At 62.8% G+C, this 23,438-nt stretch carries 23 protein-coding genes and 5 pseudogenes; 18 read left to right on the forward strand and 10 right to left on the reverse strand.

The genetic code is table 11. The features are described from left to right. The first annotated feature begins 208 nt into the window (after nucleotides 1-208). Genes tnpA (SPYCW_RS11550) through SPYCW_RS11565 form a run of 4 tightly spaced genes read left to right on the forward strand, consistent with a single transcriptional unit; the run spans nucleotide 209 to nucleotide 3,112 of the window. The gene (gene tnpA / locus SPYCW_RS11550) at nucleotides 209-565 is read left to right on the forward strand and encodes an IS66-like element accessory protein TnpA (RefSeq protein WP_052182212.1); all 357 of its coding nucleotides are present in this window, start codon (nucleotides 209-211) and stop codon (nucleotides 563-565) included. Continuing rightward, the gene (tnpB, locus tag SPYCW_RS11555; RefSeq protein WP_006963110.1) at nucleotides 562-909 is read left to right on the forward strand and encodes an IS66 family insertion sequence element accessory protein TnpB; all 348 of its coding nucleotides are present in this window, start codon (nucleotides 562-564) and stop codon (nucleotides 907-909) included. Before tnpA (SPYCW_RS11550) ends, tnpB (SPYCW_RS11555) begins: the two co-directional genes overlap by 4 nt. Nucleotides 910-962: 53 nt before the next feature. Continuing rightward, complete coding sequence (gene tnpC / locus SPYCW_RS11560; RefSeq protein ID WP_120216388.1) at nucleotides 963-2,504, forward strand: IS66 family transposase; 1,542 nt, start codon at nucleotides 963-965, stop codon at nucleotides 2,502-2,504. After that, nucleotides 2,501-3,112, forward strand: a complete 612-nt coding sequence (locus tag SPYCW_RS11565; RefSeq protein WP_120218190.1) for a plasmid pRiA4b ORF-3 family protein — start codon at nucleotides 2,501-2,503, stop codon at nucleotides 3,110-3,112. Before tnpC (SPYCW_RS11560) ends, SPYCW_RS11565 begins: the two co-directional genes overlap by 4 nt. Nucleotides 3,113-3,153: 41 nt before the next feature. Here SPYCW_RS11565 and SPYCW_RS11570 read toward each other — a convergent pair whose 3' ends face one another. Further along, nucleotides 3,154-3,678 (reverse strand): group I truncated hemoglobin, encoded by a 525-nt coding sequence (locus SPYCW_RS11570; protein ID WP_120216951.1) that lies wholly within the window; start codon nucleotides 3,676-3,678, stop codon nucleotides 3,154-3,156. A gap of 10 nt (nucleotides 3,679-3,688) precedes the next feature. Then, nucleotides 3,689-4,579 carry a DUF3034 family protein gene (locus tag SPYCW_RS11575; RefSeq protein WP_120216952.1) on the reverse strand — a complete coding sequence of 297 codons (891 nt, stop codon included), beginning with the start codon at nucleotides 4,577-4,579 and terminating at the stop codon, nucleotides 3,689-3,691. A gap of 93 nt (nucleotides 4,580-4,672) precedes the next feature. Here SPYCW_RS11575 and SPYCW_RS11580 point away from each other — a divergent pair, with 93 nt between their 5' ends. Together SPYCW_RS11580 and SPYCW_RS11585 are read left to right on the forward strand one after the other, a co-directional pair. Next, complete coding sequence (locus SPYCW_RS11580; protein WP_120216954.1) at nucleotides 4,673-5,290, forward strand: methylamine utilization protein; 618 nt, start codon at nucleotides 4,673-4,675, stop codon at nucleotides 5,288-5,290. Beyond that, the gene (locus SPYCW_RS11585; RefSeq protein WP_120216955.1) at nucleotides 5,287-6,354 is read left to right on the forward strand and encodes a HAMP domain-containing protein; all 1,068 of its coding nucleotides are present in this window, start codon (nucleotides 5,287-5,289) and stop codon (nucleotides 6,352-6,354) included. The genes SPYCW_RS11580 and SPYCW_RS11585 overlap by 4 nt, the downstream gene beginning before the upstream one ends. On the opposite strand, the pseudogene SPYCW_RS11590 reads toward SPYCW_RS11585, so the two are convergent. Next, nucleotides 6,322-7,103: pseudogene (locus SPYCW_RS11590) on the reverse strand (IS5 family transposase). The gene SPYCW_RS11585 and the pseudogene SPYCW_RS11590 sit on opposite strands and share 33 nt — an antisense overlap. A gap of 56 nt (nucleotides 7,104-7,159) precedes the next feature. Here SPYCW_RS11590 and SPYCW_RS11595 point away from each other — a divergent pair. Beyond that, nucleotides 7,160-8,143 (forward strand): TonB-dependent receptor domain-containing protein, encoded by a 984-nt coding sequence (locus SPYCW_RS11595; protein ID WP_232014683.1) that lies wholly within the window; start codon nucleotides 7,160-7,162, stop codon nucleotides 8,141-8,143. A 246-nt stretch (nucleotides 8,144-8,389) separates the two neighbouring features. Here SPYCW_RS11595 and SPYCW_RS11600 read toward each other — a convergent pair. The 6 genes and pseudogenes from SPYCW_RS11600 to SPYCW_RS11625 all read right to left on the reverse strand — a co-directional run. Then, nucleotides 8,390-8,782, reverse strand: a pseudogene (locus SPYCW_RS11600) (integrase core domain-containing protein); the annotation flags it as partial. A 99-nt stretch (nucleotides 8,783-8,881) separates the two neighbouring features. Continuing rightward, nucleotides 8,882-10,464, reverse strand: a pseudogene (gene tnpC / locus SPYCW_RS11605) (IS66 family transposase). 70 nt (nucleotides 10,465-10,534) lie between these two features. After that, nucleotides 10,535-10,888 carry an IS66 family insertion sequence element accessory protein TnpB gene (gene tnpB / locus SPYCW_RS11610; RefSeq protein ID WP_054588704.1) on the reverse strand — a complete coding sequence of 118 codons (354 nt, stop codon included), beginning with the start codon at nucleotides 10,886-10,888 and terminating at the stop codon, nucleotides 10,535-10,537. After that, nucleotides 10,885-11,289, reverse strand: a complete 405-nt coding sequence (tnpA, locus tag SPYCW_RS11615; protein WP_081997356.1) for an IS66-like element accessory protein TnpA — start codon at nucleotides 11,287-11,289, stop codon at nucleotides 10,885-10,887. The genes tnpB (SPYCW_RS11610) and tnpA (SPYCW_RS11615) overlap by 4 nt, the downstream gene beginning before the upstream one ends. 125 nt (nucleotides 11,290-11,414) lie before the next feature. After that, nucleotides 11,415-12,562, reverse strand: a protein-coding gene (locus tag SPYCW_RS11620; RefSeq protein WP_095385752.1) for an IS3 family transposase whose coding sequence is annotated in 2 segments (ribosomal slippage) — nucleotides 11,415-12,304 and nucleotides 12,304-12,562 — 1,149 coding nt in all. Because the reading frame shifts where the segments join, the coding sequence is not laid out codon by codon here. A gap of 51 nt (nucleotides 12,563-12,613) precedes the next feature. After that, nucleotides 12,614-12,964: pseudogene (locus tag SPYCW_RS11625) on the reverse strand (IS481 family transposase); the annotation flags it as partial. A gap of 6 nt (nucleotides 12,965-12,970) precedes the next feature. Between SPYCW_RS11625 and SPYCW_RS11630 the strand changes: the two are divergent. Beyond that, nucleotides 12,971-13,319 (forward strand): annotated as a pseudogene (locus SPYCW_RS11630) (integrase core domain-containing protein); the annotation flags it as partial. Nucleotides 13,320-13,516: 197 nt separating this feature from the next. Here the strand turns inward: SPYCW_RS11630 and SPYCW_RS11635 are convergent. After that, a complete protein-coding gene (locus SPYCW_RS11635) occupies nucleotides 13,517-13,993 on the reverse strand; it encodes a helix-turn-helix domain-containing protein (RefSeq protein WP_081997358.1) in 477 nt (158 codons plus the stop codon). A gap of 364 nt (nucleotides 13,994-14,357) precedes the next feature. Here SPYCW_RS11635 and SPYCW_RS11640 point away from each other — a divergent pair, with 364 nt between their 5' ends. The 10 genes from SPYCW_RS11640 to SPYCW_RS11685 all read left to right on the forward strand — a co-directional run bounded on the left by SPYCW_RS11640 (nucleotide 14,358) and on the right by SPYCW_RS11685 (nucleotide 23,188). Then, a complete protein-coding gene (locus SPYCW_RS11640; protein ID WP_082665251.1) occupies nucleotides 14,358-15,194 on the forward strand; it encodes a DsbC family protein in 837 nt (278 codons plus the stop codon). Nucleotides 15,195-15,378: 184 nt separating this feature from the next. Then, nucleotides 15,379-15,693 carry a hypothetical protein gene (locus tag SPYCW_RS11645; RefSeq protein ID WP_054588705.1) on the forward strand — a complete coding sequence of 105 codons (315 nt, stop codon included), beginning with the start codon at nucleotides 15,379-15,381 and terminating at the stop codon, nucleotides 15,691-15,693. A gap of 137 nt (nucleotides 15,694-15,830) precedes the next feature. After that, a complete protein-coding gene (locus tag SPYCW_RS11650) occupies nucleotides 15,831-16,097 on the forward strand; it encodes a type IV conjugative transfer system protein TraL (RefSeq protein ID WP_054588706.1) in 267 nt (88 codons plus the stop codon). Between the two features lie 8 nt (nucleotides 16,098-16,105). Continuing rightward, nucleotides 16,106-16,747, forward strand: coding sequence for a TraE/TraK family type IV conjugative transfer system protein (locus tag SPYCW_RS11655; protein ID WP_054588707.1), 642 nt, complete (start codon nucleotides 16,106-16,108; stop codon nucleotides 16,745-16,747). After that, nucleotides 16,731-17,495: a type-F conjugative transfer system secretin TraK gene (locus SPYCW_RS11660; RefSeq protein ID WP_054588708.1), complete on the forward strand. Its 765-nt coding sequence runs from the start codon at nucleotides 16,731-16,733 to the stop codon at nucleotides 17,493-17,495. Before SPYCW_RS11655 ends, SPYCW_RS11660 begins: the two co-directional genes overlap by 17 nt. Beyond that, nucleotides 17,492-18,784, forward strand: a complete 1,293-nt coding sequence (locus SPYCW_RS11665; protein ID WP_054588709.1) for a TraB/VirB10 family protein — start codon at nucleotides 17,492-17,494, stop codon at nucleotides 18,782-18,784. Before SPYCW_RS11660 ends, SPYCW_RS11665 begins: the two co-directional genes overlap by 4 nt. Before the next feature lie 29 nt (nucleotides 18,785-18,813). Continuing rightward, nucleotides 18,814-19,422 (forward strand): TraV family lipoprotein, encoded by a 609-nt coding sequence (locus SPYCW_RS11670; protein ID WP_054588710.1) that lies wholly within the window; start codon nucleotides 18,814-18,816, stop codon nucleotides 19,420-19,422. Beyond that, nucleotides 19,419-21,947, forward strand: coding sequence for a TraC family protein (locus SPYCW_RS11675; RefSeq protein ID WP_120216958.1), 2,529 nt, complete (start codon nucleotides 19,419-19,421; stop codon nucleotides 21,945-21,947). The genes SPYCW_RS11670 and SPYCW_RS11675 overlap by 4 nt, the downstream gene beginning before the upstream one ends. Before the next feature lie 32 nt (nucleotides 21,948-21,979). Further along, nucleotides 21,980-22,276 (forward strand): hypothetical protein, encoded by a 297-nt coding sequence (locus SPYCW_RS11680; protein ID WP_145985979.1) that lies wholly within the window; start codon nucleotides 21,980-21,982, stop codon nucleotides 22,274-22,276. A 285-nt stretch (nucleotides 22,277-22,561) separates the two neighbouring features. Further along, entirely contained in the window at nucleotides 22,562-23,188 is a 627-nt protein-coding gene (locus tag SPYCW_RS11685; protein ID WP_054590308.1) for a hypothetical protein, read from the forward strand. Nucleotides 23,189-23,438 lie beyond the last annotated feature (250 nt).

The raw sequence follows: 23,438 nt of genomic DNA on the forward strand, positions 1-23,438 counted from the left end.
TCTTGAACGTCCGATTGGAAGCCGACAGTCTGCTGATGGCCATCTCTGATGGGCAGTGCGGTATGCAAGCGTAACCGTGGTGTGAAGGCCGCCTTGCGGGACGGCGTTCCGGGGTGCTGATAGCCGCTCTTTGCGAGGAGCGGTGATGAGCGAGGATATCGGAGCGGCGGGAGCGAGTGCTCTTGTGACTGGTCATATGAGTGATCGTATGAGCAGTCGGATCGCGGTCGTTGGCGGCCGTCGCCGTTGGTCGGTGGATCAGAAGCTGTCGATCCTGCGCGAGGCATTTGGCCCCGACGGCTCGGTCTCGGCGACATGCCAGCGGCACGCGGTCGGCAGCGGGCTGCTCTATACGTGGCGCCGACAGGCCCTGGCTGGCGATCTGACGGGAGCGAAGCGCACGCCGGCACCCTCGTTCGCCGAGGTGGAGGTGTCCGTTCCGGCCCCGGCAACGGCAGGCAGCGGCCAGATCGGGATCGAGCTGCCGTCAGGCGTGCGGCTCACCGTCGACGCGGCGGTCGATGCCGATGCGCTGGCACGGGTGATGTCCGTCCTTGCCCGATGATCCCGTTACCGCCGACGACACGGATATATCTGGCCTGCGGCGCCACCGATATGCGCAAGGGGTTCGACGGCCTCGCGGTGCTAGTGCAGCAGGTGCTGGAGAAGAGTCCGCACTCGGGCGCGCTGTTCGCGTTCCGCGGCAAGCGCGGCGATCTGGTCAAGCTGCTCTGGTATGATGGCCAGGGCCTGTGCCTCTTCTCGAAGCGCATGGACCGTGGCCGGTTCGTCTGGCCGATCACCAAGGCGGGCAAGGTCAGCCTCACCGCGGCGCAGCTTTCGATGCTGCTCGAAGGCATTGACTGGCGGCGTCCCGAACGCACCGCGGCGCCCTTGCTCGCAGGGTAAAAAGTGGCGGATTAGTGAGGGTTTTACTGGCATCGCGGAGCCACTTTTGCTAGATGTTCCGCGTGTCGGAACCAGCCTCTTCCAGCATCGACAAGGACGCCCGGATCGCCGAGCTCGAAGCCGCTTTGGCGGCGCGCGATACGCTGATCGACACCCTCCGCCACCAGCTCGCGCAGCTTCGCCGCATGACCTTCGGCCAGTCCTCGGAGAAGCTCGCGCTCCAGATCGAGCAGCTCGAGCTGGCCCTCGAAGAACTCGAAGGCGAGGCTGAGGTCGCCGACAGCCGAACGAGTGAGCGGGCACCCGCCGAACGGGTATCGCCGGTGCGCGCATTGCCCGATCATCTGCCGCGCGCGGAACGGCGGATCGAGCCCGAGGCCGGCAGCTGCACCTGTCCCGATTGCGGCGGCGCGCTGCGCCCGCTTGGCGACGACAGTGATGAGCAGCTCGATATTGCCCCGGTCCAGTGGCGCGTCATCCGCACCGTGCGGCCCAAGTATAGCTGCCGCGCCTGCGACAGGATTGTCCAGGCACCGGCGCCGGTGAAGGCCATAGCGCGTGGCAAGGCCAGCTTCGCGACGCTCGCCCATGTCGTCGTCCACAAGTTCGATCACCATCTCCCCCTCTATCGCCAGGCAGAGATGATGGCGGCGCAGGGCATCGACATCGATCGTTCAACCCTCGCCGGCTGGGCGGGCCAGGCCGCGCATCTGCTCGATCCCATCGTGAGCCGCATCCGCGAGGAAGGACTGAAGGCCGCCAAGCTCCACACCGACGACACGCCGGTGCCGATGCTCGTGCCCGGCAAGGGCCGCACCGCGCAGGCGCGGCTCTGGGCCTATGTCGTCGATGACCGCGCATCGGGCGCCGCCACCCCGGCGCTCGCCTGGTATCGGTTCACCCCCGATCGCAGCGGCATCCATCCGCAGAGCGAGCTGGGGTCGTTCACCGGCCTTCTTCAGGCCGACGGTTATGCCGGATATGACAAGCTCTACCAGGGCAACGGCATCCAGGAGGTCGCCTGCTGGGCGCACTTCCGCCGCAAGATCTTCGAGTGCCACCAGACGAGCCCGACGCCGCTAACCACCGACCTGCTCGATCGCATCGCCGGGCTCTACCGGATCGAAGAGGACGTCCGCGGCCAGCCGCCTGATGTCCGGCGCCGACACCGGCAAGAGCAAGCAATGCCAAAGATCGACGCGCTTCGTGGCGTGATCGACGACGCCCTGCGCCGCCTATCGCCCAAGTCGGCGATGGCAAAGGCGCTCGCCTATGGTCGCAAGCGCTGGGACGCGCTGACCCGCTACATCGACGAGGGCATGGCGGAGATCGACAACAATATCGCCGAGCGCGCCATCCGAGCGATCGCGATCGGGCGCAAGAACTGGCTGTTCGCCGGATCGAAGGCCGGCGGCGAACGCGCCGCCGCCATCTACTCCGTCATCGAGACGGCCAAGCTCAATGGCGTCGAGCCGCAGGCCTATATTGCCGATGTCATCGAGAAGATCGCCTCAGGCTGGCCCGCCTCCCGCTGGGACGAGCTCATGCCGTGGAACTGGACAGCACAGACCGCACCCGTATGCATGGCGGCATGACCGATCAGATCGCCCGGATTCGCATAACGCTCGAAGACATGAAGCCCGCCATCTGGCGCCGTGTCGAACTTCCCGTCACCAACAGCCTCAAGACCCTGCACCTCGCGATCCAGGCCTGCATGCTCTTCGAGAACTACCATCTGTTCCAGTTCGACATTGGCGATGCCGCCTATGGCATCCGCTTCGATGATGACGATGCTTTCATGGTCCGTACCCGTGACGCTGCCAATATGCGCATCAGCAAGCTCGCCGAGCGCGGCATCACCAGCTTCACCTACACCTATGATTTCGGGGACAACTGGCGACATCGTATCGAGATCGAAGAGATCTCATCCACCATTCCCGGCACCAATTACCCCCGCTTCGTCGATGGCGAACGGCGAGCCCCGCCCGAAGATGTCGGTGGCACACCAGGGTTCGAAGAGTTCCTTGAGGCCATGTCCAAGCCGCGTCATCCCGAACGCAAATCCATGATCGAATGGTATGGCCGACCCTTCGACCCCGCCGATATCAGCCCCGACGAGATCAGCGCACGCATGGCAAAGCTCGCCAAGCGAAGGGCGCAGGGAAAAGCCGCCTACGCCGACGCTAAATCCCGCGACAGCTAATCGATGGCGGTTTCCTGACCACGCTTACATGCAAGCCCGCTCTACCTCGTGATCACTGCCCCCGATATGGGCGCGAGCTTTGCGAGAAATCGGTTCTGCGCAGCAAAGGAGACATTCTCCTCTCGCATCGCACGCTGCAAATTTTCGACGAGGGCATTCATATCTCGCGTCCGCACGCCGAGATCCTTGTGCGAAGCGGTCATGTCGCGCCCCGTATAAATGCAGCCCGCATTGAGAATATAGCAGAACTGCTCGAACAAGGTCCGTTTCAGTCGAACCATGTCGTGTGACGCGAAGATCGCGGCGATGCGCGGGTCGGCTTCCGACAGTTCGACCGTCCGGTTGGCGATCCGGCGGATGCCTGCCTGACCGCCGAAGGCGTCGGCCATCGCCTCGCCGTCGAACGGCTTGGCTCCCGCATTGCCGTCGCCCTGGACATAGGGATCAACCGGAAACTCGCCGGTAACAGGATCGCGCATTTTTTCTTCGACGCCGAATTCCTTGTCCCAGTCCACCGGCGGCTCGGCGACGGACTGCGTCAGTAGTGCGGCGGCAAGGATAAGCATTGGGCGGTCCTCAAAAGGCGAGCTGCGCGGACAGAAATCCGCCACGCTGGTTGTCGAACGTCGCGATCGAACCCAGGTCGACATAGGCGGCGGTGACGGTCAGATTCTTGGTCACGGCATAGGCGGCGAACAGATCCCACCAATCATCCTCCCGCGCGATGGCGAGATTGTCTGGCTTGGTGCGATATTCGGCGCCGATGACCGCGCGGCGCGACAGCTGATAAGCAACCGATCCCTCGAACTGGAGCGAGTAACTATTTTCTCCTGCGCTGCCGAAGCCGAGCAGGCCGCCTTGGTTGGCCTTGGTCAGCCGCGCCGTCGTATTGACGAGGACGCTGTGCGAGAGGAACAATTTTGTTGCCGATAGCGTGAAGTCGGTGCCTTGGCTGTTGGCAGCACCCACCGCGAGAGCGACGGGCGTATCGCTGCTTCGCTTGTGCTGGACGCCCGCTGCGATCTGCGGAACAAGCGGATTGCCATAGACGACATCGCCCGCGATCCGGAGCTTTGCGGCGAACACATCCTGGTTGAGCATATAGCCCTCGCCGAGCCCGAGCGCGGTTCCTACATCGCGCGTATCGAAGTTCTGGCGTGCATAGCTAAGTTCGACGCGGTCAAAGAGCCCGACCGACAGCCCATAACTCGTCCACCCATAGTCGGGGAGTTCGATGATCGTGCCGTGCGCCGACAAGCCGACGCCGACATCGGTTTCGCGACCGCTGATCGTCGCCCATGTCGCAAGGCCGCCGCCGCTGGTGCCCTCGATCGTTGCGACACCGTTCGTCAGCAACAATTTTCCGCCGTCGAGCAGCGCGCTTTCCTGCGCCGCGGCTGGCGAGGCCAGGACGCACGAAAAAGCAAGTCCGGCCAGCAGGCCGCGTATGGGAAGAGGTTGGTCCATAATGGAGACATCACATCAATCGGCTAAGATTGTGTTAACCATGCGCTCCAAATTTTGACGCAAAATTAAATAACTAGCCCTAGTTCGGCGCAAATGAAGGGACCAATCATCCTTGCTGCGTTGCTCGGCCCGGGCATATGGATTGCCGCTGCATGGGCTGCGACGCCTGCGTCGATGCAGGTCCAGGTCGTTGACGAGCGTGGTGTCCCGGTGCGTGACGCGGTCGTCGAACTCGATCCCAGCGGCGGCTGGCGCGGCGGAGCGATCCGCTTTCCGGGGCGTGCCGCCATGGCGCAGAAGAACGTCACCTTCACGCCCGGTACACTCATTGTCGCCAAGGGCGGCAGTGTCGCTTTTCCCAACCTTGATACCGTCCGGCACAGCGTCTTCAGCTTTTCCAAAGCGGCGCGGTTCGAGATCGACCTCTATGGGCGCGATCAGTCGCGGTCGCAGGCTTTCCCGGTCGTCGGCACCGTCGCGCTCGGATGCAATATCCACGATCAGATGCGAGGATATATACGCGTGGTCGACACGCCTTATGCCGCAAAAACCGACCAGAACGGTCTTGTCCGCTTGTCGGGCATGGCGGCGGGCACCTATCAGCTGACCATTTGGCACCCACGTGCCCGGACACCCGGGGGAGAGGTCAAGCGCGCCGTCGTTGTCGGCGCCGGAGCGGCCAGCCAGAAGATCGCGTTAAGGCTGCGATGACGTTATCGCTTTCCATTGCGGCGCGCTTTCGTTTTCGATCACTGAAGCTTCGTATCGCGGTCGCCTATGCGACGCTGTTTGCGCTCGTGCTCGCGGCGGTCGTGCTTCTGGCGGGCAATGGGGTTGCGCGTTTCGGCGAGAATAGTGCATTGCGTGATCTGGCCGCGAACGCCCGCGTCTTTGACGAGATCATTGCCTTGCGGGCCCAGCAAATGCGGGGGTCGACCGATATCCTGTCGCGCGACTTCGGGTTTCGAGAGGCTGTGGCAACGCATGACGACGCGACCATCGAAAGCGCACTGCTCAGCCTGCGGCAGCGTTCGCGCAGCGCCGCGGCCTTCGTCGTTGGCCTCGACGGCAGCATCGTCGGTTCGTCGGATGCGGCATTGCCTGCCGTCGAAGATTTGTGGGACGCGCTCGATGCGGGGCAGGAGCGCGGGGTAATTCGGCTTGGCGAAAAACTTGCCCTGGCCGCCGCTTCGCCTGTGGAGACGCCGGATACAATCGGCTGGCTCGTCATGGCCCAGCCGCTCGATGCCGCCGAGATGAAGCGGCTGAGCCGTCTCGCCGCGGTCGATATCGATGCGCGCGTGCTGCCGGCGTCGCGTCTCCCAGCCGCGCTTGGCAACGCAACTCTAGGGAGTGTTGTCGAAACCGACGATGGCGATCGAATCTTGCATCATGTAACGGCGCTCCCCGCCTTGCAGCAGGGTCTCCGGCCGCGGCTTCTTCTCAACCACTCACTCAGCGAGGCGCTGGCCGAATATTCCGGCCTTCAATGGCTGCTTGCGGCGCTCGCGGCCGCCGGCCTGTCGCTGGTCGTCGTGCTGAGCTGGCGTGTTGCCCGGACCATCACCAGCCCACTGCGCGCTCTTGACAACGCGACGCGGCGGCTTGGAGAAGGCAAGGACGCGAAGGTCGAAATTACGTCGGAGGACGAGATCGGAAGACTCGGTGCGAGCTTCAATACCATGGTTGACGCGATTGCGGAGCGCGAACGGCAGATCACGCACGTTGCGCTCCACGATGGACTAGGTCGTGTTGACAAAAGATTTCAGCCATAGTCGCATGGCGGCGAGGTTGAGGAAGCTCTCGAACGAGAGCAGGGTTTTGTCATAGCGTGTTGCAATGCGTCGTTGCTGTTTTAGCTTGCCGAACATGCGCTCGACGCGGTTGCGGTCCTTGTAGCGGCGATAGTCGGGATGCTCTGGCACCTTGCGGTTCGAGCGAGGCGGGATGATCGGCAGGATGCCCCGGACCAGCAGGCTTTCCCGGAAGCGATCACCATCATATCCCTTGTCCGCGAGCAGCGCCTTGGGTGTGGCGACGGGGATCGCCATCAGCGGTTCGGCAGCAGTGTAATCGGAAGCCTCGCCGCCGGTCAGGATGAAGCCGACAGGCAGTCCTTGATTGTCGCAGCGGGCGTGGATTTTGCTCGTAAAGCCGCCGCGTGATCGACCAAGAGCGTTCGCACAAGCCCCCCTTTTCCGCCCGCTGCCGAGACGTGGCCGCGAACGCTGGTGCTGTCGATCATGTGTTGCCAGTCGTCGGTTAGACCCAGATCGACCAGTGTTTGCAGCAGGGCATCCCAGACACCCTGTTCGGCCCAGCGCCGGAAGCGGACATAGACCGAGTTCCACTTGCCGTAGCGCTCGTGCATGTCGCGCCAGGGGCAGCCGACCCGCAGCACGTGAAGCATTCCATTGAGGAACCGCCGGTTATCGCCCGCCGGCCGCGCCCAACGACCGCGCTCAGGCGGCAGCAGCGGCCCAATCAGATCCCACTCCGCTTCCGACAAATCCCCGCGACCCATGACTGCTCCTCAAAAAGCAGTCTTGAATCAGAAGTCGACGCGATTGGGAATCCCTTTTGTCAACACGGCCTAGGGGTTACAAATCCGGCGGGATCAATCCTCCGCTTTCTCCGATTTTCGCCGTCAGCGAGAGTTTCGGCTCTGAAACGATCGATGCCTTCGAGATCGGCTCCAAGAACGTCTTCGCAAACGGCGCGTTACAACTCAATGCCACCGCATTTTACTACAAATATAGTGGACTGCAGCTCAGCCGCATCGTGGCAAGAACGTCCGTGAATGACACGGTTGACGCCAATATCTGGGGTGTCGAACTGGAGTCTGTCATCAGGCCGGACCCGAACTGGCTTATCAATCTGTCCTTCAGCTATCTCAATGCCAAGGTCGCCGGCGATCAATTCTTCTCCAATCCGCGTGATCCGGGCGGCGGGGATCCTGATGCCGTGATTATCAAGGACATCAGCAATGGTGCGCACTGCGCTGTCACGGGACCTGCGCCTGGCGTTGCTGATGCGTTCGTTGCGGGCGTAAATGCGGCTCTCGGCCTTCGCGCACCGCAGGAATTTCCTTCGGACGGCAATATCGCCTCCAGCGGCGCGTTCGGCATTTGCGGTGTCCTCGCGAGCGCTATCCCTGCGAACAGCGGGATCCAGGTATTGAGTCCTGGCGTCGAGGTTAACATCAAGGGCAACACATTGCCGCAAGCGCCGAATGTCAAGGTCTCGATGGGCGTGCAGTACACGGCAGAGGTCGGGAATGGTATGACACTCGTCCCCCGCGTCGACATTTCCATGACCGGAAAGCAATATGGCAATATCTTCAACGGCAGAATTAATCGCATCCAACCTTTCGTACAGGCTAATGCAGTTTTGCAGTTGAATGGTGCCGACGAGCGCTGGTTTGTCCGGGGGTTCGTTCAGAATATCTTCGATAGCAACTCAGTTACCGGACTTTATGTCACCGATGCATCTTCCGGTAATTTTACAAATATCTACACGCTTGATCCGCGGCGTTATGGTGTCGCGATCGGCGCAAAATTCTAATGCTTTAGCTGTCCCAATCGATCGGGAAAAATTATACCGCATGAAAATCGCGGCGTCGGAGGGCCAGTAGCAGGCCCTCCGACGCCGATTTCATGCGCCAATTGCAGTCTTGGGCGAGGAATGGGTGTGAGATACGTCCGGCGTGCGCACTGCGGAAACTTGCGTCTCGCGCGAGCGATATGGGAGGCACATTGGCTCCTGCCCCTCGAATCTGACCGGCCCCCACCGAGTGGTCCGCGTGGACTGTTAGGTGTTTAGTCCCAGCATGTGATGGAGTGGTTTCATATCGAAGATATCTGGCTTGGATTTCCGGAGCTCTTCGATGGCCTCGTAGGTTGTCTTGAAGCGCAGAGCCTTCAACTGCTTGGCGAAGTTGTAAGCGACGAGCCAGTCGCGGACATGGCGGCGCAGTTCATTGATCGACGTGTAATGGAAGGATTTGACGGTGGCCTCCTTGATGGTGCGCACCATCCGTTCGGCCTGGCCGTTGGTCCATGGGTGATAGGGCTTGGTGAGGCGATGCTCGATGCCGTTCTGCTCGCAGACACGGCCGAAGATATGGCCGATCCATCCCAGTGGGCCGCCTTGGTCCCGCTGCACGAACTGTACGCCGTTATCTGTCAGGATGGTGTGGATCCTGGTAAGTGATAATTTTCCCCCACGCGGGGCGGACGGGCGCGGGCTTCGATTAGAAGCTGGCGCCTAATTTCGTTGTATCTAATTTCGATCGTGCTTTGCTCAGGCGGCGTTGGCGGTGGCACTCGTTTCGAACGTCATTTCGGCGGCCTTTGTATCGACCCAGTTCCCAGGTAGCAGGTCATCGATGGGCTCGCCGTCGCCGCGGGTGACGATGCGGGCAAGGACGTCGGCCAGGTAGGCGGCGGGGTTGATCGCACCCAGCTTGCAGGTCTCGATCAGCGACGCGATCGCCGCCCAGTTCTCGGCGCCCAGTTCGTGGCCCGCGAACAACGCATTTTTCCGTTGGAGTGCGATCGGCCGCATCGACCGCTCCACCGGGTTGTTGTCGATGTCGATCCGGCCATCGTCGAGGAACCGGACGAGCCCGGCCCAGTGGCTCAGTGCATAGTTGATCGCCTTGAGGGTCGGCGAGCCGCTGAACATGCGCCGGCGCTTGGCGTCGAGCCAGTCATGCAGCTCGTCGACGATCGGGCTGGACCGCGCCTAGCGGACGGCAAGGCGCTCCTCGGGCGTGCGACCGTGGATCTCGCGCTCGATGTTGTAGAGCAGCCCGATCCGGTGCAGCGCTTCGGTGGCGATCGGCGCGCCATCGCCCTTGCCGCCGGCGTCGAAGAAGCCGCGGCGAACATGCGCCCAGCAATAGGCCAGCACCGAGGGTCCGCCGGGACGTCCCGCCTTGCCGAACTGGCCATAGGCTTCATAGCCATCGACCTGCAGGATGCCGTGATACTCGCCGAGGAGCTTCGCCGCCCACATGCCGCCCCGGCCCGGCATGTAGCTGTAAACGATCGCGGGTGGATCGACCCCGCCATGCGGGCGGTCGTCGCGGACCATCGCCCACAGGTAGCCCGTCTTCGTCTTGCCGCTGCTCGGCGCCAGCACCATCGCGGTGGTCTCGTCGACGAACAGGCGATCGCTCTTCAGAAGCTCCGCCTTCTGCCGGTCGACGATCGGCTTCAGATAGCCCGCCGCGCGGCCGACCCAGCCCGCGAGCGTCGCGCGATCGATCGTCACGCCCTGGCGCGCCAACATCTGCGCCTGCCGGTAGAGCGGAAGGTGATCAGCGTATTTCTTGACGAGGATATCGGCGAGCAGCGCTTCCCTCGGCAGGCCGCCCGGCACCACATGCGCGGGAGCCTTCGCCTGCGCGACGCTATCGCCGCACGATCGGCACACCATCCTCGGCCGCACCGTCACGATGACGCGATATTGGGCGGGGATGATGTCGAGTCGTTGGGACCGATCCTCGCCGATCCGGTGCAGCGCACCGCCGCAGCCCGCGCAGCAGCCGGCCTCCGGCGCGATCTCGATCTCGTGACGCGGAAGATGCGCCGGCAGCGAGGCGCGGGTTCGTCCGCCGCACGCTTGCGCCGCGGCGGCGCGATGCCGGTGGCTTCCTCGCCCTGTTCGACCAGCAGTTCGGCTTCGGCCATCGATACGTCGCGATCTTCGAGCGCCAGCGCGAGCTGGCCGCTGTCGATCTTCTCCGACCGCTTGCCGAAGTGCATGCGATTGAGGACATCAAGAAGGTGCTGGAGCCGGGCGGAGCGGAGCCGTTCGGCGATGATCATCGCCTTTAGTGCCTCGACGTCGTCGGGCAGCTCTTCCACCCCCTCGCTCATGGTGCGGATGGATACATTATTTCGCGGTTTTCTGCCCGTTTTGTGCGGCAAGACGAGTCATTTTCACGGCCTATAACGCCATCACCGGACGCGCCACACGCGGGGCATGAACACGCGCCCAGTCGAGCCCTTCGATCAGCGCCGAAGCCTGCGCCGCGGTAAGGCTCATCACCCCGTCGCCGAAGCGCGGCCAGCGGAACGTGCCCGTCTCGAGCCGCTTCGTCACCAGCACCAGGCCGGTCCCGTCCCATAGCAGCAGCTTGATCCGATCGGCGCGCTTGCGGCGGAACACGAACATGATTCCGGAGAAGGGGTCGCGGTTCAGCTCGTGCTGCACGAGCGACGCCAGGCCCACCATTCCCTTGCGGAAGTCGACCGGCTTCACCGCCACCAGCACTTTGAGTGGTCCCGGCGGGATGATCATGTCGACACCTGCACCGCGAGCAGCACCCGCTCGATATGGTCGGCAGTCACGCCGTCGGGAATGCGGATCGTCATGCCCTTGATGTTGATGCGGATCTCGGCGCCGCTGCCCTGCGCCTTCGGCTCCTCGACCATTGCCGGAACGAAGGCCGGCGCGTCGTCCGATTCCATCCGTTCGCGCGCTTCCCGGCGCCAGGCGTAGAGCTGCTGCGGCAGGATATCGTTCCGGCGCGCGATATCCGCGACGTTCGCCCGCGGCGCCATACTCTCGGCGATGATCCGGGCCTTCGCTTCCGGCGTCCACTGCCGACGCTCGCGACCCGCCGGGATCACCTCCATCGGGCGAGCACGACCGTTCCCGTTGCTTTCGAAGCTACTTTCGAACGTCGTTACATCGCCCATCGCTAGTTACGCTCCCGATACAGAAGGCGCGCAACATAACGATCTCAGAACATTCGAAAATGTGGGGGTAAATTAGCGCTTACGGTGGCCTGCTGCCGGTTTGGTGGACACCGAGATAAGTTCATTCAGGCTACCCCAGCTTCACGTTCGAAGTCGATAGGACTGAGGTAACCCAAGGTCGAGTGACGCCGGGTCGGGTTGTAGAAGCATTCGATATAATCGAACACGTCGGCCTTCGCCTGCGCCCTCGTGCGGTAGATCTTCTTCCCGATCCGCTCGGTCTTGAGCGAGGAGAAGAAGCTCTCCATGGCGGCATTATCCCATACATTGCCGGACCGGCTCATTGAGCAGGTGACCCCATTGTCGGCCATGAGCCGCTGGAACTGCTCGCTGGTATACTGGCTGCCCTGATCCGAGTGATGCAGGAGAGCATCGGGCTTGCCGCGCCGCCAGATCGCCATGATCAGCGCATCGGTGACGAGCTGGGCTGTCATGTTGGGAGTCATCGACCATCCGACCACCCGGCGCGAGAACAGGTCGATCACCGCAGCAACATAGAGCCATCCCTCGGCCGTCCAGATATAGGTGAAGTCGGCCACCCACTTCTGGTTCGGCCTGTCTGCCGTGAACTGGCGATCGAGCACGTTGCCGGCGATGACCGAACGATCGCCGTGATCCTTGGGAAGCCCGCGTCGCCGCGGCCTCGCTCGCAGACCCTGCGCCCGCATGAGCCGTTCGATCCGGTGCAGGCCGCAGGACACCCCATCGGCCAGCAGGTCGTGCCAGACACGGCGCGCGCCATAAGTGCGATAACTTCCTACATGGCTGGCACGGACCTTCGCACCGATCACCTCGTCGTCGCGGGCACGCTGCGACGGCGGGCGGATCAGCCAGGCATGGAAGCCGCTTCGCGAGACACCGAGCGCCCCGCACATCCATGCCACCGGCCAGATCCCTCGGTGCTTCGCGATGAACTGGAACTTCATATCGAGTCCCTCGCGAAGTAGGCGGCGGCTTTTTTTAGGATGTCGCGCTCCGCCTTCAACTTGGCCAGCTCGCGCCGCAGGCGATCGATCTCCATCTGCTCCGGCTTCATCTGACCGTGACCGGGAAAGGCATGACCCGGATCGGCGGCAAGCTCCCGGACCCATTTACGCAGCACGTTCGCATGCACATCCAGATCGCGCGACGCCTGCGCGATCGTCACCCCGCGTTCGCGGACCATCCTCACCGCCTCAAGCTTGAACTCGCGGCTGAACTTCCTTCTTTGCATTGTGGACCTCCGATAGGTGGAAACACCCTATCTCGGTGTCCACCAAACCGGCAGCAGGCCACGGATCCTGTATGGCACCGTCTTGATAAGCACGCGCAGGAACGCTGCCGCGGCAAGCTTGGTCGCCCGGCGATAGATGCGGGCGAACACCAGCTTCGAGGTGCGGTCCACTTCGACATAGAGGAAGCCTCTTCCGCCTTCATAGCGCAGTTCCGCGATATCGACGTGGAAGTAGCCAATCTCATATTTCTTGAACTTCTTCGGCTTCTCCCGATCGGCTTTGGGCAACCGACTGATCCCGTGGCGTTGCAGGCAACGGTGCAGCGACGAGCGTGTCAGGTGTGGGATCACGTCCTTCAGCGCGATGAACACGTCGTCGAGCGGCAATCGCGCCTGCACCGGACACCGGATGTGTTCGAGGTGCTGGAACGGGGCTGCGCGCAAGTGGGTTATCCCGCCTCGATCAGGGCTGACAATGGCAGCGAATTTTATCTCCCGCGAGCTCGATCTGTGGGCCTACATGAAGGGCGTGACGCTCGACTTCTCGCGGCCTGGCAAGCCCACCGACAACGCGTTCATCGAGAGCTTCAACGGCAAGGAATGCCTTAACGCCCACTGGTTCATGAGCCTGGATGACGCGGTGCGAAAATGCGAGGCTTGGCGTAGGGACTACAACGAGGTACGACCGCACAGCGCGATCGAAAACAAATCACCGATATCGCTCATGTTGGCATCAGCGGCACATGGCCCGCCCTGATGTCAGCACGCTGGAAGGCTGCCAGCAGGGCGGTCCAGAAACGGGTAGCAGCTCAGAAGCCATCGAGTATCTTGGCAAGTTCTGGACGATCCTGGGATGTCGGTTTGCCCCGAACTTCGTCGTTCTGATCGCAATGCAACTCGGGTACGCAAATCCTTGTCCCTGGTTCACTTGACAAATTTTCAGAAGTAGCAATTTTAGCTCCTATCCTGAGTAGCAGGTAAAGATTGTGCTGTTCTTGACTGATTTTCAGCAGGGACTCGAACCTCGGCGCGCAGAGGTTCCTGGGCGCGTTCAAATTCGCCGCGGTGTGCAGCCCATCCTGCTCGTCTGCCGATATGAGTCCAGATCAGATATTCGATGTCGGCCCATTCGAATGGCGCTGGATCGATCGACGAAGCTTGGCTGTAGTCAGGGTCCAACAAGGGAAGAAGGACGAACGCGGGCGCGAGACGGAGCGCCGCTGCGCAACGTAAATGGTCATCGAGCGCCACGGCCGGGTTACCGCTCTCGATCTCTCGTAGCCAACGAACGCTCAATCCAACTCTGCGGGCAAGATGCTCCTGACTCAAGCGACGGCGAAGACGCTCGCTTTCGATGCGCCGCCCAGAGAACTCCTTGAGCTGATCCAGCGAAGCGACGCCGCCCTTCTCGCATGTCCTGGTGTCCGACATGAGCTTCCGTCCGAATAGTATGTGGTGCGCTAGCGCTCCATGCGAGGCTGGCTATCGCTGAGCGACACAGCAAGTAGAGATGCTTTCAGTCTATTAGCTTCGTTCATCTTCAAGGATTTCAGTCTGTGTCGCGCCTGACGCAATTCCCTTCAATTCATTGATTCCAATATGAAAGTTGGAATCACGATGCTCGGCTGCGGCACAATCGTGCCGCCTTGGGGAACGCGCCTGCCCTCACGATTGCCGCTGGCTCACAGCGCGTCCATCTATCCCTCCGTTCCGACCGGCTGACTTATCACTGGCTGCCTCATCGGACGTTCACGCAACCCACATCGAACGGGCGCCGTCGCGCCAGGGAGGACTCATGTCATGCGATTCCGCGAACGATCGTGCTGCGCCTCGATTCCGGTTATCGTCATTATCGGCGAACGGCCCCTTCAAGAAACCTGCCGTCTTACTGGCGGCGGCCGCACTTCTCGCCTCGCCGGTCGTTTGTGCACAAGAGAAGACGGAGAAGGTGTTGCTGGCAAAAGCCGCAGCGGAGGCGGAGCAGCAACTCAAGCAAACCTTCACAAATCTCCAGTTCGATGATTTCGAACCGGCGCCGGTGAAAGGCGCGATCTATCAAGCGAGTGCTGGCGGCCGGATCGTCTATTATGCGCCCGAGAGCGAGCATCTCTTGTTCGCGTCGATCTTCGACAAGAACGGCGTCAATCTGACAGCCCTCGCGCAGGAAGCCGGCATCTCCAACCGTCTGAAATCGATAGACTCCTCACAGGCGCTTGAAATCGGCCCCAAGGATGCGCCGACGGTGATCGAATTTACCGATCCCGACTGCCCCTATTGTCGCGCGCTTAATCGATATTGGGCAGCGAAGGCCGCCGAGGGAAAACCGGTCCGGCGTCTCATATTCTTCGTGAGCGGCATTCATCCGGAAGCCGCGGCAAAGTCCGAGCACATCCTGTGCTCAGTCGATAAGGCGGTAGCCTTTAAAGCCATCTATTCGGGTGCCGCGCCGACAGCGCTGCGAACCTGCGCTGAAGGCCGCGGAAAGGTCGAAGCTCACGCCAAAGTGGTCAGCGCCGCTGGTGTCAGCGGGACGCCGACCTTGATCGCGGGCGGCAAGCTCATCTCCGGATTTCAGCAGGCCGAGATCGAGGCCTTTCTATCCTCGGCGAAGACCAACCGTGTCTCTCGCTGAATTCCATCTCTTCATGGCGGCTGCTCGGACGCAGAGAGCATCATCGCTCTCGGTCCCAACGCACCGGAATGCCGGCGGCGACGCCCCTTCGGGCCGTCCAGCACCGCCGTCGGCCGACAACGATCACCATCGATGCCGGCAGGCAGAGTTCAGGGCGGCCCAATGCCCAAGAAAGCAATCATTCATGGTCAAAAAACTTACCAGAACCGTACTTTCGGCCGCCGATGTCGGCGTACCGGTCCTGCTTCTGTCGCTCCTCGCGGCAAGCGCCCACGCCTTTACCGCGCCCGTGGCGGGGGATCTCGGCTACGACATCTACGACATTGTCGTGAACCAGGGTGTCAAAGGCCCGCTCGGCTTCGTCGGGGGCGTCGCCGCCTTCCTGTTCGGCGTGTCGCGACTGTTCAGCAATATCATGATCGGCATCCCGACGATCGTCGCTGCCGTCTGCCTCATTAAGGCGGACAGCATCCTTCAAACCTTCGGCATGGTGATCTGACGGCATCGGAACGTGGGCAAGCATTCGGGTTCCACGCTCGCCCACGTTCCGGTCACCGGGAGGAAGTGCTCCCGGACCCTCGTCTTCGCTTTCGATTTGCTTCGCTGGTGAGGACCGTAGCAGGAGGAGAAGGGTCGATGGACGAACGCTTGCCCCAATATCTGCACAAGCCGGTTCAGATCCTGTGGTTCGGATCGGACGAGTTCGTGTTGGTGGTCACCACCATCTTCGTCGCCGTCATCGTCGGCGGACTGGTCGGTTGGGCGTTCATCGCGGCCCTTCTCCTTTTCCTGCCATGGAAGCGCGCGCAGCCGCGCGGTTTCCTCGCCCATCTCGCATGGCGCTGGGGGATGCTTCGCTTTCGCCATTATCCGGGTCCGACCCAAACCCGATTTTACGAGTGAGGCCGCAGATGTTCTCGCGTCATCGCAAACCCCGAAGCGCGCCGGTCGACCCGCTGCTCGGTAAACCCGCCAGCTTCGGGATCCATCGGTACATTCAGGGCTCATCGAACCTCTTCGAAGAGAACCGGCTGCTCAAGTTCGCGATCGTCGGGCTGTTCGGCATTACCGCGGTGCTTGGCACGGTCATTTACAGCTCGGACCAGAAAGAGCGCACGGTGGTCGTGCCGTTCGGTTCGGGCGGCGATCTCTATGTGACCGGCTCGAAGCCATCGGCCGCCTATATCCGCACGATGACGCGCAATATCGTCGCGCTCGCCGGGACCTATTCGGCCTACTCGGCCGACCGGCAGTTCCAGGAACTGCTCTCGATCGTCCATCCATCGGCGTACGACAGCATGCGCGACAGCCTGAACGGCATATTGGACGAGCTCGCGGGCAATCCGACGCTGTCGATCGCGACCTACATCCGCCCCGATCAGCCGGTCCAGTGGACCGAGCGTGACATCCTGGTCCCGATCGAGAAGGTCCGCGTGATCGGCGGTGTCATCCGCAAGTTCCGCGGCGAACTTCGCGTCCGCTACGCCGTCGAGAACGGACGCTTCTGGGTCATTTCGCTCACCGAGGAGAAATTCGATGTCCAGCCTCGCTAGGCTCGCGGCGGCGCTGCCCGTTGCCGCGCTGCTGTTGCCCGCGCCCGCATCAGCGCAAGCCATCACCGTCCTTCCCGACCAGATGAGCACGATCCGCCTCTCAAACCGCGACGTCAATCATATCGTCTGCGTCGGCGGCGAGATCGAGGATGTAAAATTCTCGGCCGAGAAGGCGATCGCGGTCGAGCGCGCGGGCTCCGACGCCTGGATCAAGTTTCTCGTCAAGGAAGTCGACGATATGGGTATGGTGACGCGCAGCTATGTGACGACACCCTCTGAGTTCTTCATCAGCTGCAACGGGGCCATCTATCCGCTCTATGCCGAGCCTACGGAAATTCCCGCGCAAACGGTCACGCTTGCTCCCGGACGGCCGCAGCGCGCACGGGCCAATGAGGAGCTGCTCGGGCCGCTAGTCGAGGAAGAGAGGGCAGTGTCGATCACGCTCGCGATGCTTCAGGACCGCGTGCCGGCAAGCTTCACCGAGGTCGCGCCGCGGTCGGGAACGATCACGATTGCCGGCCTCCCCTCGGCGCAGCTCGTCGAGCGCCGGCGTCTCGCGATCGAAGGCTCCGGCCTTTCCGTCTCCGAGTATCGCCTCGGTAGCGACAGCGATGTCGTGCTCGAGGAACAGCAGTTCCTCGACCGCGCGCTTGGCATCGACATCTTCGCAGTCACGCTCGACCGACTGAGCCTCAAGGCGGGCGAAAGCGCGCGGCTGATCGTTATCCGCCGGGGAGACGGCGAATGAACGACACGCCCGAACAAGAGCCGCTCGATCTCGGCGAGGTCGGCAAACCGCTTCCGCCCGAGGCCACTCGCGGCCCCGCTCTTCTCGCATTCAAGGAGCGCTGGGCGACGCTGGGCTCGAAACAGAAGCTGCGCGCCAAGCAGTTGAGTGTCGCGGGCGTCGTCGCGATGCTCGGTACCGGTCTCTACGCGGCGAGTACAGGCGGAGATGAGAAGGCGCCCGAGGCGCCAGCGGTGACCAAGCTCGACATGGGCGCCGGCCTGCGCGGCGACAGCCTCGAGACCAAGCTGCGGGGCGACCTCCAGAAGATTCTCGATGGCCAGACCTTGCTCGGCGACCGCGTCACCGCGATCGAGGAGGGCAAGGTCGTGCCCGGCAGCAAGCCAGGCGCACCTCCCGACGGCGACCCCGGGCTTCCCCCGGCTCTGCCGGGCGCGATACCGGATTATCCACCCGCGCCCGGCGATGCCGAAATCGCGACGGGCGAGATCCCGCCACCTCCTTCACCACCCGCGGCGCCCCCTGCTCCTCCTGCGCCCCCGGTTGAAAAGGCCGTCGGCGCGATCGGCGCCGCGGTGACCGCCCCCGGCACGATTGCCGCGGCCGATGGCAAGGGCGCGCCGTCTGGCGCTAAAAAAAAGACCCGGACGATCTATTTGCCACCTGGTTTCATGAAGGCGCGGCTGCTGACCGGGATCGACGCGCTCGCGAGCCGCGATGCTACCTCGAACCCCGAGCCGCTGATTGCGCGCGTCCAGGCGCCCGCCGTGCTGCCGAATGACGTCAAGGCCAATCTCTCGGGCTGCTTCGTCATCGGCAACGCGACGGGCAGCCTCGCCAAGGAGCGGGTCGAGGTCCAGCTCGTATCGCTGTCCTGCGTCGATTTCGACGAACGCTCGGTGGTCGACCAGCCGATCAAGGGTTTCTTCGTCGACACCGACGGCAAGAAGGGGCTGTCGGGCAAGGTGGTAACGCGCGCCGGCGCGAGTCTCGCGCGCGCCTTCATCGCCGGCACGATCAGCGGGATCAGCCAGACGGTCGAGAACACGGTCGGTGACGTGTCGACATCGGCCTTGGGTTCGGTGCGGACGCTCGATGTCGGCGACGCCGCCAAGGTGGGGATCGCAGGCGGCCTCTCGAAGTCGTCCGACAAGCTCACCGACTTCTATCTCGATCTCGCGCGGCAGGCGGGACCTATCGTCGAAGTGGGCGCCGCCAAGGACGTCGTCGTCGTCATCCAGGAAGGCGTCACGCTCGAGATCAAGCCGACCGCCGGGAGCAAGTTCTGATGCCCCCGCCCATCCTCGGAGGAATATCGATGACCGATATGTCAAACCGGCGCCGCGCGCGCCTCTGCTCAGCCGCACTCTTGCTTGCCGGCGTCTTGCCACTCTCAGGGTGCGCAACGCTCGGCTCAGCGATGTCGCCGTACAGCGAAAAGTTCAGCTGCAAGAACGACGATCACGGCCAGTGCATCCATCCCGAGAAAGCCTATGAGGATGCGGCGGAGGGCCGGGCTTCGCGTTCGGACCCGGCGGTGACACGCGACAAGATATTGCTCAAGGCGAACCAGCGCGGCACCGCGCGCCGAGGACGCAGCGATGCTGATGCCTATGGTGATTACCGCGACAGCGTCTACCGGGAGCTTCAGGGGCTGATCGAGGCGCCCGAGGCGCCGATGCTGCGGCCGGCGCAGGCGGTGCGAACACTGATCCTGCCCTATGCCGATCGGAACCGGCCCGACCGGCTCTATATGCCGCGTTTCGTCTATTCGGTGCTTGAGCCCCCCTCCTGGGTCGTCGGCGGCTATCTCGTGCCGCCGGTCTCAGCCGCGGCGCGCGTGCCGGTGCTCGAGCAGATCCGCGAGGTGCCCGGAAGCGAACTGACGCCGCCGGTTGTGCCCGCGCGCGCGGAGCCGCGGCCATGAAGGCGCCCGGAACCGGCGGTGGTCTTACCTTCTCCGACCTGCACCGCGCCGTTGCGCGCGACCGCTATTCGGATTTCCTCCCGCTCGTCGCCTGGGTCGAGGAAGAGGAAGCCTTTCTCTGCATCGATGATGGCTGGGGCTATGCTTGGGAGTTGACCCCTACCGCCTATATGTTCGCGCATGTTCACCAGGCGCTGCTCGGCCTGTTCAACGCCCAGTTTCCCGAGAACAGCGTCGTCCAGCTTATCAGCTTCGCCGACCCGCTGATTGCGCCAGCGCTCGACGCCTATCTCGACCTCAAGACCCGGCCAGATCCGCTGATCCAGGCATCGGCGCGCCGGACGCACGCTTATCTAAACGAAGGCCGGAACGGGCTTGGCGCGCTCCACGGCATTCCGGTGCGTGATTTCCGGACCTTCCTCGCTGTCAAAACGCGCGCCCCCATGCACAGCGACCTGCGCCGCCAGATCGAAGAGCAGCTTGCCAAGCTCGGCATTCGCCGCGTCGAGCCGCACGAAATGATCTCCTTCTATCGCCGTATCTTCAACGGCGTCTTCGAGGACGCTCCTGGCGTATTCGCCAGCGGTGCAGCCGGGCACCCCGCCCCGCCGATCCGCAAGCAGATCGTCGATGCCGGCCCCGATCTCGCTTTCGACGGACCCGAAGTGTTCCTCGGGGGCCAGGTCGCACGCTGCCTGACGCCGAAAGCGCCGGCGAGGCGGGTTACCGCGGAACACATGAACCGGCTGATGGGCGGGATGCGCGGGAGCGCCGAGGACAGCGACCAGATTGGCGGCCCCTTCCTCTATTGCCTCAACATCCTCTTCGACCATTCGCAGTTCGAAATTCACAAGCGCGCCCAGATATTGTCGGCGCAGAAAGCGGCGGGCAGCTTTGCGGTCGAGGTCGGCAAACAGATCGAGGAAATCGGCTGGGTGCTCGACGAGGCCGGCAACAGCCGTTTCGTCTCGGTCATGCCGACCGTCTGGGTGTTCGGCCGCGATTCCCATCACGCCCGCGAGATGGCCGCGCGCGCCAAGCGCCTCTGGGAAAGTGAACCGCTGCCCTGGATGGTGCAGGAAGAATCCTACCTCAATCCGATCTTGCTGACCGCGAGCCTGCCGTTCGGCCTTTATCCCGAGCGCCGAACGATCAAGATGCTCGAGCGCGATTTCCGGATGCCGGTGAAGGCGGCAGCGCTGATGGCGCCGATCCAGACCGACTTTCGCGGAGGCGGCCGCCCTGCCCTGCTCTATGTGGGCCGCAAGGGTCAGCTCGTCACACTCGACCTCTTCGATCCGCGCATCAACAATTATAATTTTGTGGTCGCGGCCGAAAGCGGCGCGGGCAAGAGTTTCCTCCTCAACGATCTCTGCCGGCAATATTATGCCCAGAACGCCCTCATCCGCATCATCGACATTGGCGGATCCTACCGCAAGCTCTGCACCCTCTGCTCGGGTCGTTATATCGACGTCGGCGAGGAACGGCTGGTTCTGAACCCGTTCGACCTCGGGCTCGCGCTAGACGGCGAGGACAAGCATTCGGCGATCGCGATGGCGGTCGCGATCGTTGCCGAGATGGGGAACGCGGCGACGCGCAAAGGCGTTTCGACCTCAGAATGGAATCTCATCAAGTCGGCCGTCCAGTGGACGATCGATGGGGGCTATGCCGATGAAGGCATCGACTCGGTCCGCGCCTGGCTCGGTGCCTATCCGCAATTTGCCGCAGCCGATCTCGACCGTGTCGAGCATCTGAAGCCGGTCGCGCGCGAGCTCGCGTTCAATCTCAGGGATTTCGGCTCGGATGGCGCTTACGGGCACTTCTTCAACGGGCCGTCGACCTTCGACATCTCCGCCGACGAGTTCGTCGTCCTCGAGCTCGAGCGGCTGAAAGCCATGCCTGACCTGTTCAACGTCATCGTCATGGTGGTGGTAAATGCGGTGACGCAGGAGCTCTACCTCTCGGCGCGCGACCGGCCCCGCTTCGTGCTTTGTGACGAAGCAGCGCAGTTCATGACGAAAAGCGATGGTCAGGATCTGTCGCGGCTGGCTGAAGCCTTCGCACAAGGCTACCGCCGTGCCCGCAAATATCAGGGCAGCTTCGGCATCGTCCTCCAGTCTATGAACGACCTCACGCTGTTCGGCGGCACAGGCCAAGTCATCCTCGAGAATGCGGCGACGCGGTTCCTCCTGCAAGGCTCCACCTATGATCGTGCTGTCGAGAGCAAAATTCTTGACTATTCCGGGTTCGTCCTCGACCTCCTGAAATCGGTCCGCAACAACAAGCCGAACTATAGCGAGGTCTTCATCGACTCTCCGCTCGGGCTCGGGGTCGCGCGGCTTGTCGTCGATCCCTTCAGCTACTGGATCAACACCAGCGCGCCCGGCGAAGTCGCGGCGTTCGAAGCACTGATCCGGGCCGGGCGATCGCCGCTCGAGGCTGTGTGCGAGCTCGCCGACGTCGATCCCCGCGAGATATTGGGCGATAGCCGCGACTTGCCGCGAGCATCGGAGCCAGCGGCATGAAGCGGCCTTCGCTCCATCCCGACGAGCTAGCGATGCAGCTCGACGCCATGTTGCCCGCCGATCGGGCGCTGTTCGACGCGGCCGTTGCGGCAGTGGCCGAGCGGCAGGCACTGGGTTGGCGGTTCCGGCTCGTCATGATCGAATCCGTCATGATGGCTGGCCTCGTTCTCATCGCCGGACTGCTGGTTGACCAGCCGACGTCGCTGTTTACGCAGGCGTCGGTGACGGTCGGAATCGCTTGCTTCGCAAGCGGGCTGGTCCTGATCTGGCTCTCGTCCGTGACGAGCGGTCTGATGCTCCGGTGGCGCGGTCATCGGCGGACACGATGAACGGCCTCCTCTCCCACGCTCCTTCGCCCATCGCGGTCAGGTTGGCCGTCGGTGGCCTGATGCTCGGCCAGGCGCAAGCCCTCATCCTCTTCGCCGCGCCCGGCCCAATCGCGAACTCGCCGCGATCGCTCATCGTCGTGCTGAGCCTTCTCTCGTTGGTTTCACTTGTCGGTGCGATCATCGGTGTTGGCAGCTCCGATCCGCGAGAAAGATGGAGGAGATATCGTCGTGGAACATGATCGCGGTAGCATTCGAGTGGCCGCCTGGCAGTTTGGCACCTCGTTGATGCTCGTGTTTGGGGCATTCGTCATCGCCGCCACGGCGCGTGGACAGACCGCGGCGATCGGGCGCACCTGGGCGATCGCTGAACCCGATGCCCTTTCTGAAATCGAGGCGCGCGTTGCGCAGCAGCCGAAAAGCATCGCGGGTCGTTTCGGTCCGCGTGAGAAGTGGAGCGCAATGCAGTCAGCCGCCCTCGGCGTTGCGCGCGCGAACAGGAAACGAAGCGTCGTGCCGTTCCACACGCTCGATTTTGAGGTCCGGTTGGACGACGGCAAACTGCTCTATCCCAAAGGCTACACCTTCAACCCCCTCACCTATGTGTCGATGCCGCAGCGCCTGATCGTGGTTCATTCGCGCGACCTGAACTGGGCGCTTGGCCACGCGCGGGCGAGCGACTGGATATTGCTCGCCGGAGGCGGCCCGGAGGTGACCGACCCGATCGCACTCGGAGAGAAGGTTGCGCGCCCGCTGTTCATTCTCGAAGAGCGCGTGAAGGAGCGGCTCGATCTTCGCGTTGCGCCGGTCATAGTCGCGCAGGTCGGACAAAAGCTCGAGGTCAGCGAGTTCGCGCTTGAACGAAAAGGCCCGGCTCCCGCGAGCCAAATCCTACGCTCGGCGAGCACGCCGTAATTTCGCCAGCTCTTTTTTGGCGCCTTCATCCAATCGCAAATCCGGTCATCCGCCTATTCGGACGCCGCGACCCAGGGGAGCTCTAATCGGAAACGAAGACAGAGTTCTTCATCTTGACGCCCGCCTGGCTCCGGCTGGACGGGCGTCTTTTTTTACTTCGATGAAGTTCGCAAGATTCCGCAGGGTCCCATTTGGCCCGATCGTCGACTTCGTTGATGCCTGGAGGAACTCGCTTCGCAAGAAGCGAGCT

This window comes from Sphingopyxis sp. EG6, assembly GCF_003609815.1.
Lineage (GTDB): Bacteria > Pseudomonadota > Alphaproteobacteria > Sphingomonadales > Sphingomonadaceae > Sphingopyxis.

Coding starts and splice junctions, on each gene's coding strand:
- SPYCW_RS11570 (WP_120216951.1), bottom strand. CDS start 3,678: ATGCTTATCCTTGCCGCCGCACTACTGACGCAGTCCGTCGCCGAGCCG.
- tnpB (WP_006963110.1), top strand. CDS start 562: ATGATCCCGTTACCGCCGACGACACGGATATATCTGGCCTGCGGCGCC.
- tnpC (WP_120216388.1), top strand. CDS start 963: ATGTTCCGCGTGTCGGAACCAGCCTCTTCCAGCATCGACAAGGACGCC.
- SPYCW_RS11670 (WP_054588710.1), top strand. CDS start 18,814: ATGACCGATATGTCAAACCGGCGCCGCGCGCGCCTCTGCTCAGCCGCA.
- SPYCW_RS11650 (WP_054588706.1), top strand. CDS start 15,831: ATGGACGAACGCTTGCCCCAATATCTGCACAAGCCGGTTCAGATCCTG.
- tnpA (WP_052182212.1), top strand. CDS start 209: ATGAGCAGTCGGATCGCGGTCGTTGGCGGCCGTCGCCGTTGGTCGGTG.
- SPYCW_RS11645 (WP_054588705.1), top strand. CDS start 15,379: ATGGTCAAAAAACTTACCAGAACCGTACTTTCGGCCGCCGATGTCGGC.
- tnpB (WP_054588704.1), bottom strand. CDS start 10,888: ATGATCATCCCGCCGGGACCACTCAAAGTGCTGGTGGCGGTGAAGCCG.
- SPYCW_RS11685 (WP_054590308.1), top strand. CDS start 22,562: ATGCTCGTGTTTGGGGCATTCGTCATCGCCGCCACGGCGCGTGGACAG.
- tnpA (WP_081997356.1), bottom strand. CDS start 11,289: ATGGGCGATGTAACGACGTTCGAAAGTAGCTTCGAAAGCAACGGGAAC.
- SPYCW_RS11635 (WP_081997358.1), bottom strand. CDS start 13,993: ATGTCGGACACCAGGACATGCGAGAAGGGCGGCGTCGCTTCGCTGGAT.
- SPYCW_RS11585 (WP_120216955.1), top strand. CDS start 5,287: ATGACGTTATCGCTTTCCATTGCGGCGCGCTTTCGTTTTCGATCACTG.
- SPYCW_RS11580 (WP_120216954.1), top strand. CDS start 4,673: ATGAAGGGACCAATCATCCTTGCTGCGTTGCTCGGCCCGGGCATATGG.
- SPYCW_RS11680 (WP_145985979.1), top strand. CDS start 21,980: ATGCAGCTCGACGCCATGTTGCCCGCCGATCGGGCGCTGTTCGACGCG.
- SPYCW_RS11660 (WP_054588708.1), top strand. CDS start 16,731: ATGTCCAGCCTCGCTAGGCTCGCGGCGGCGCTGCCCGTTGCCGCGCTG.
- SPYCW_RS11640 (WP_082665251.1), top strand. CDS start 14,358: ATGTCATGCGATTCCGCGAACGATCGTGCTGCGCCTCGATTCCGGTTA.
- SPYCW_RS11565 (WP_120218190.1), top strand. CDS start 2,501: ATGACCGATCAGATCGCCCGGATTCGCATAACGCTCGAAGACATGAAG.
- SPYCW_RS11675 (WP_120216958.1), top strand. CDS start 19,419: ATGAAGGCGCCCGGAACCGGCGGTGGTCTTACCTTCTCCGACCTGCAC.
- SPYCW_RS11665 (WP_054588709.1), top strand. CDS start 17,492: ATGAACGACACGCCCGAACAAGAGCCGCTCGATCTCGGCGAGGTCGGC.
- SPYCW_RS11655 (WP_054588707.1), top strand. CDS start 16,106: ATGTTCTCGCGTCATCGCAAACCCCGAAGCGCGCCGGTCGACCCGCTG.
- SPYCW_RS11575 (WP_120216952.1), bottom strand. CDS start 4,579: ATGGACCAACCTCTTCCCATACGCGGCCTGCTGGCCGGACTTGCTTTT.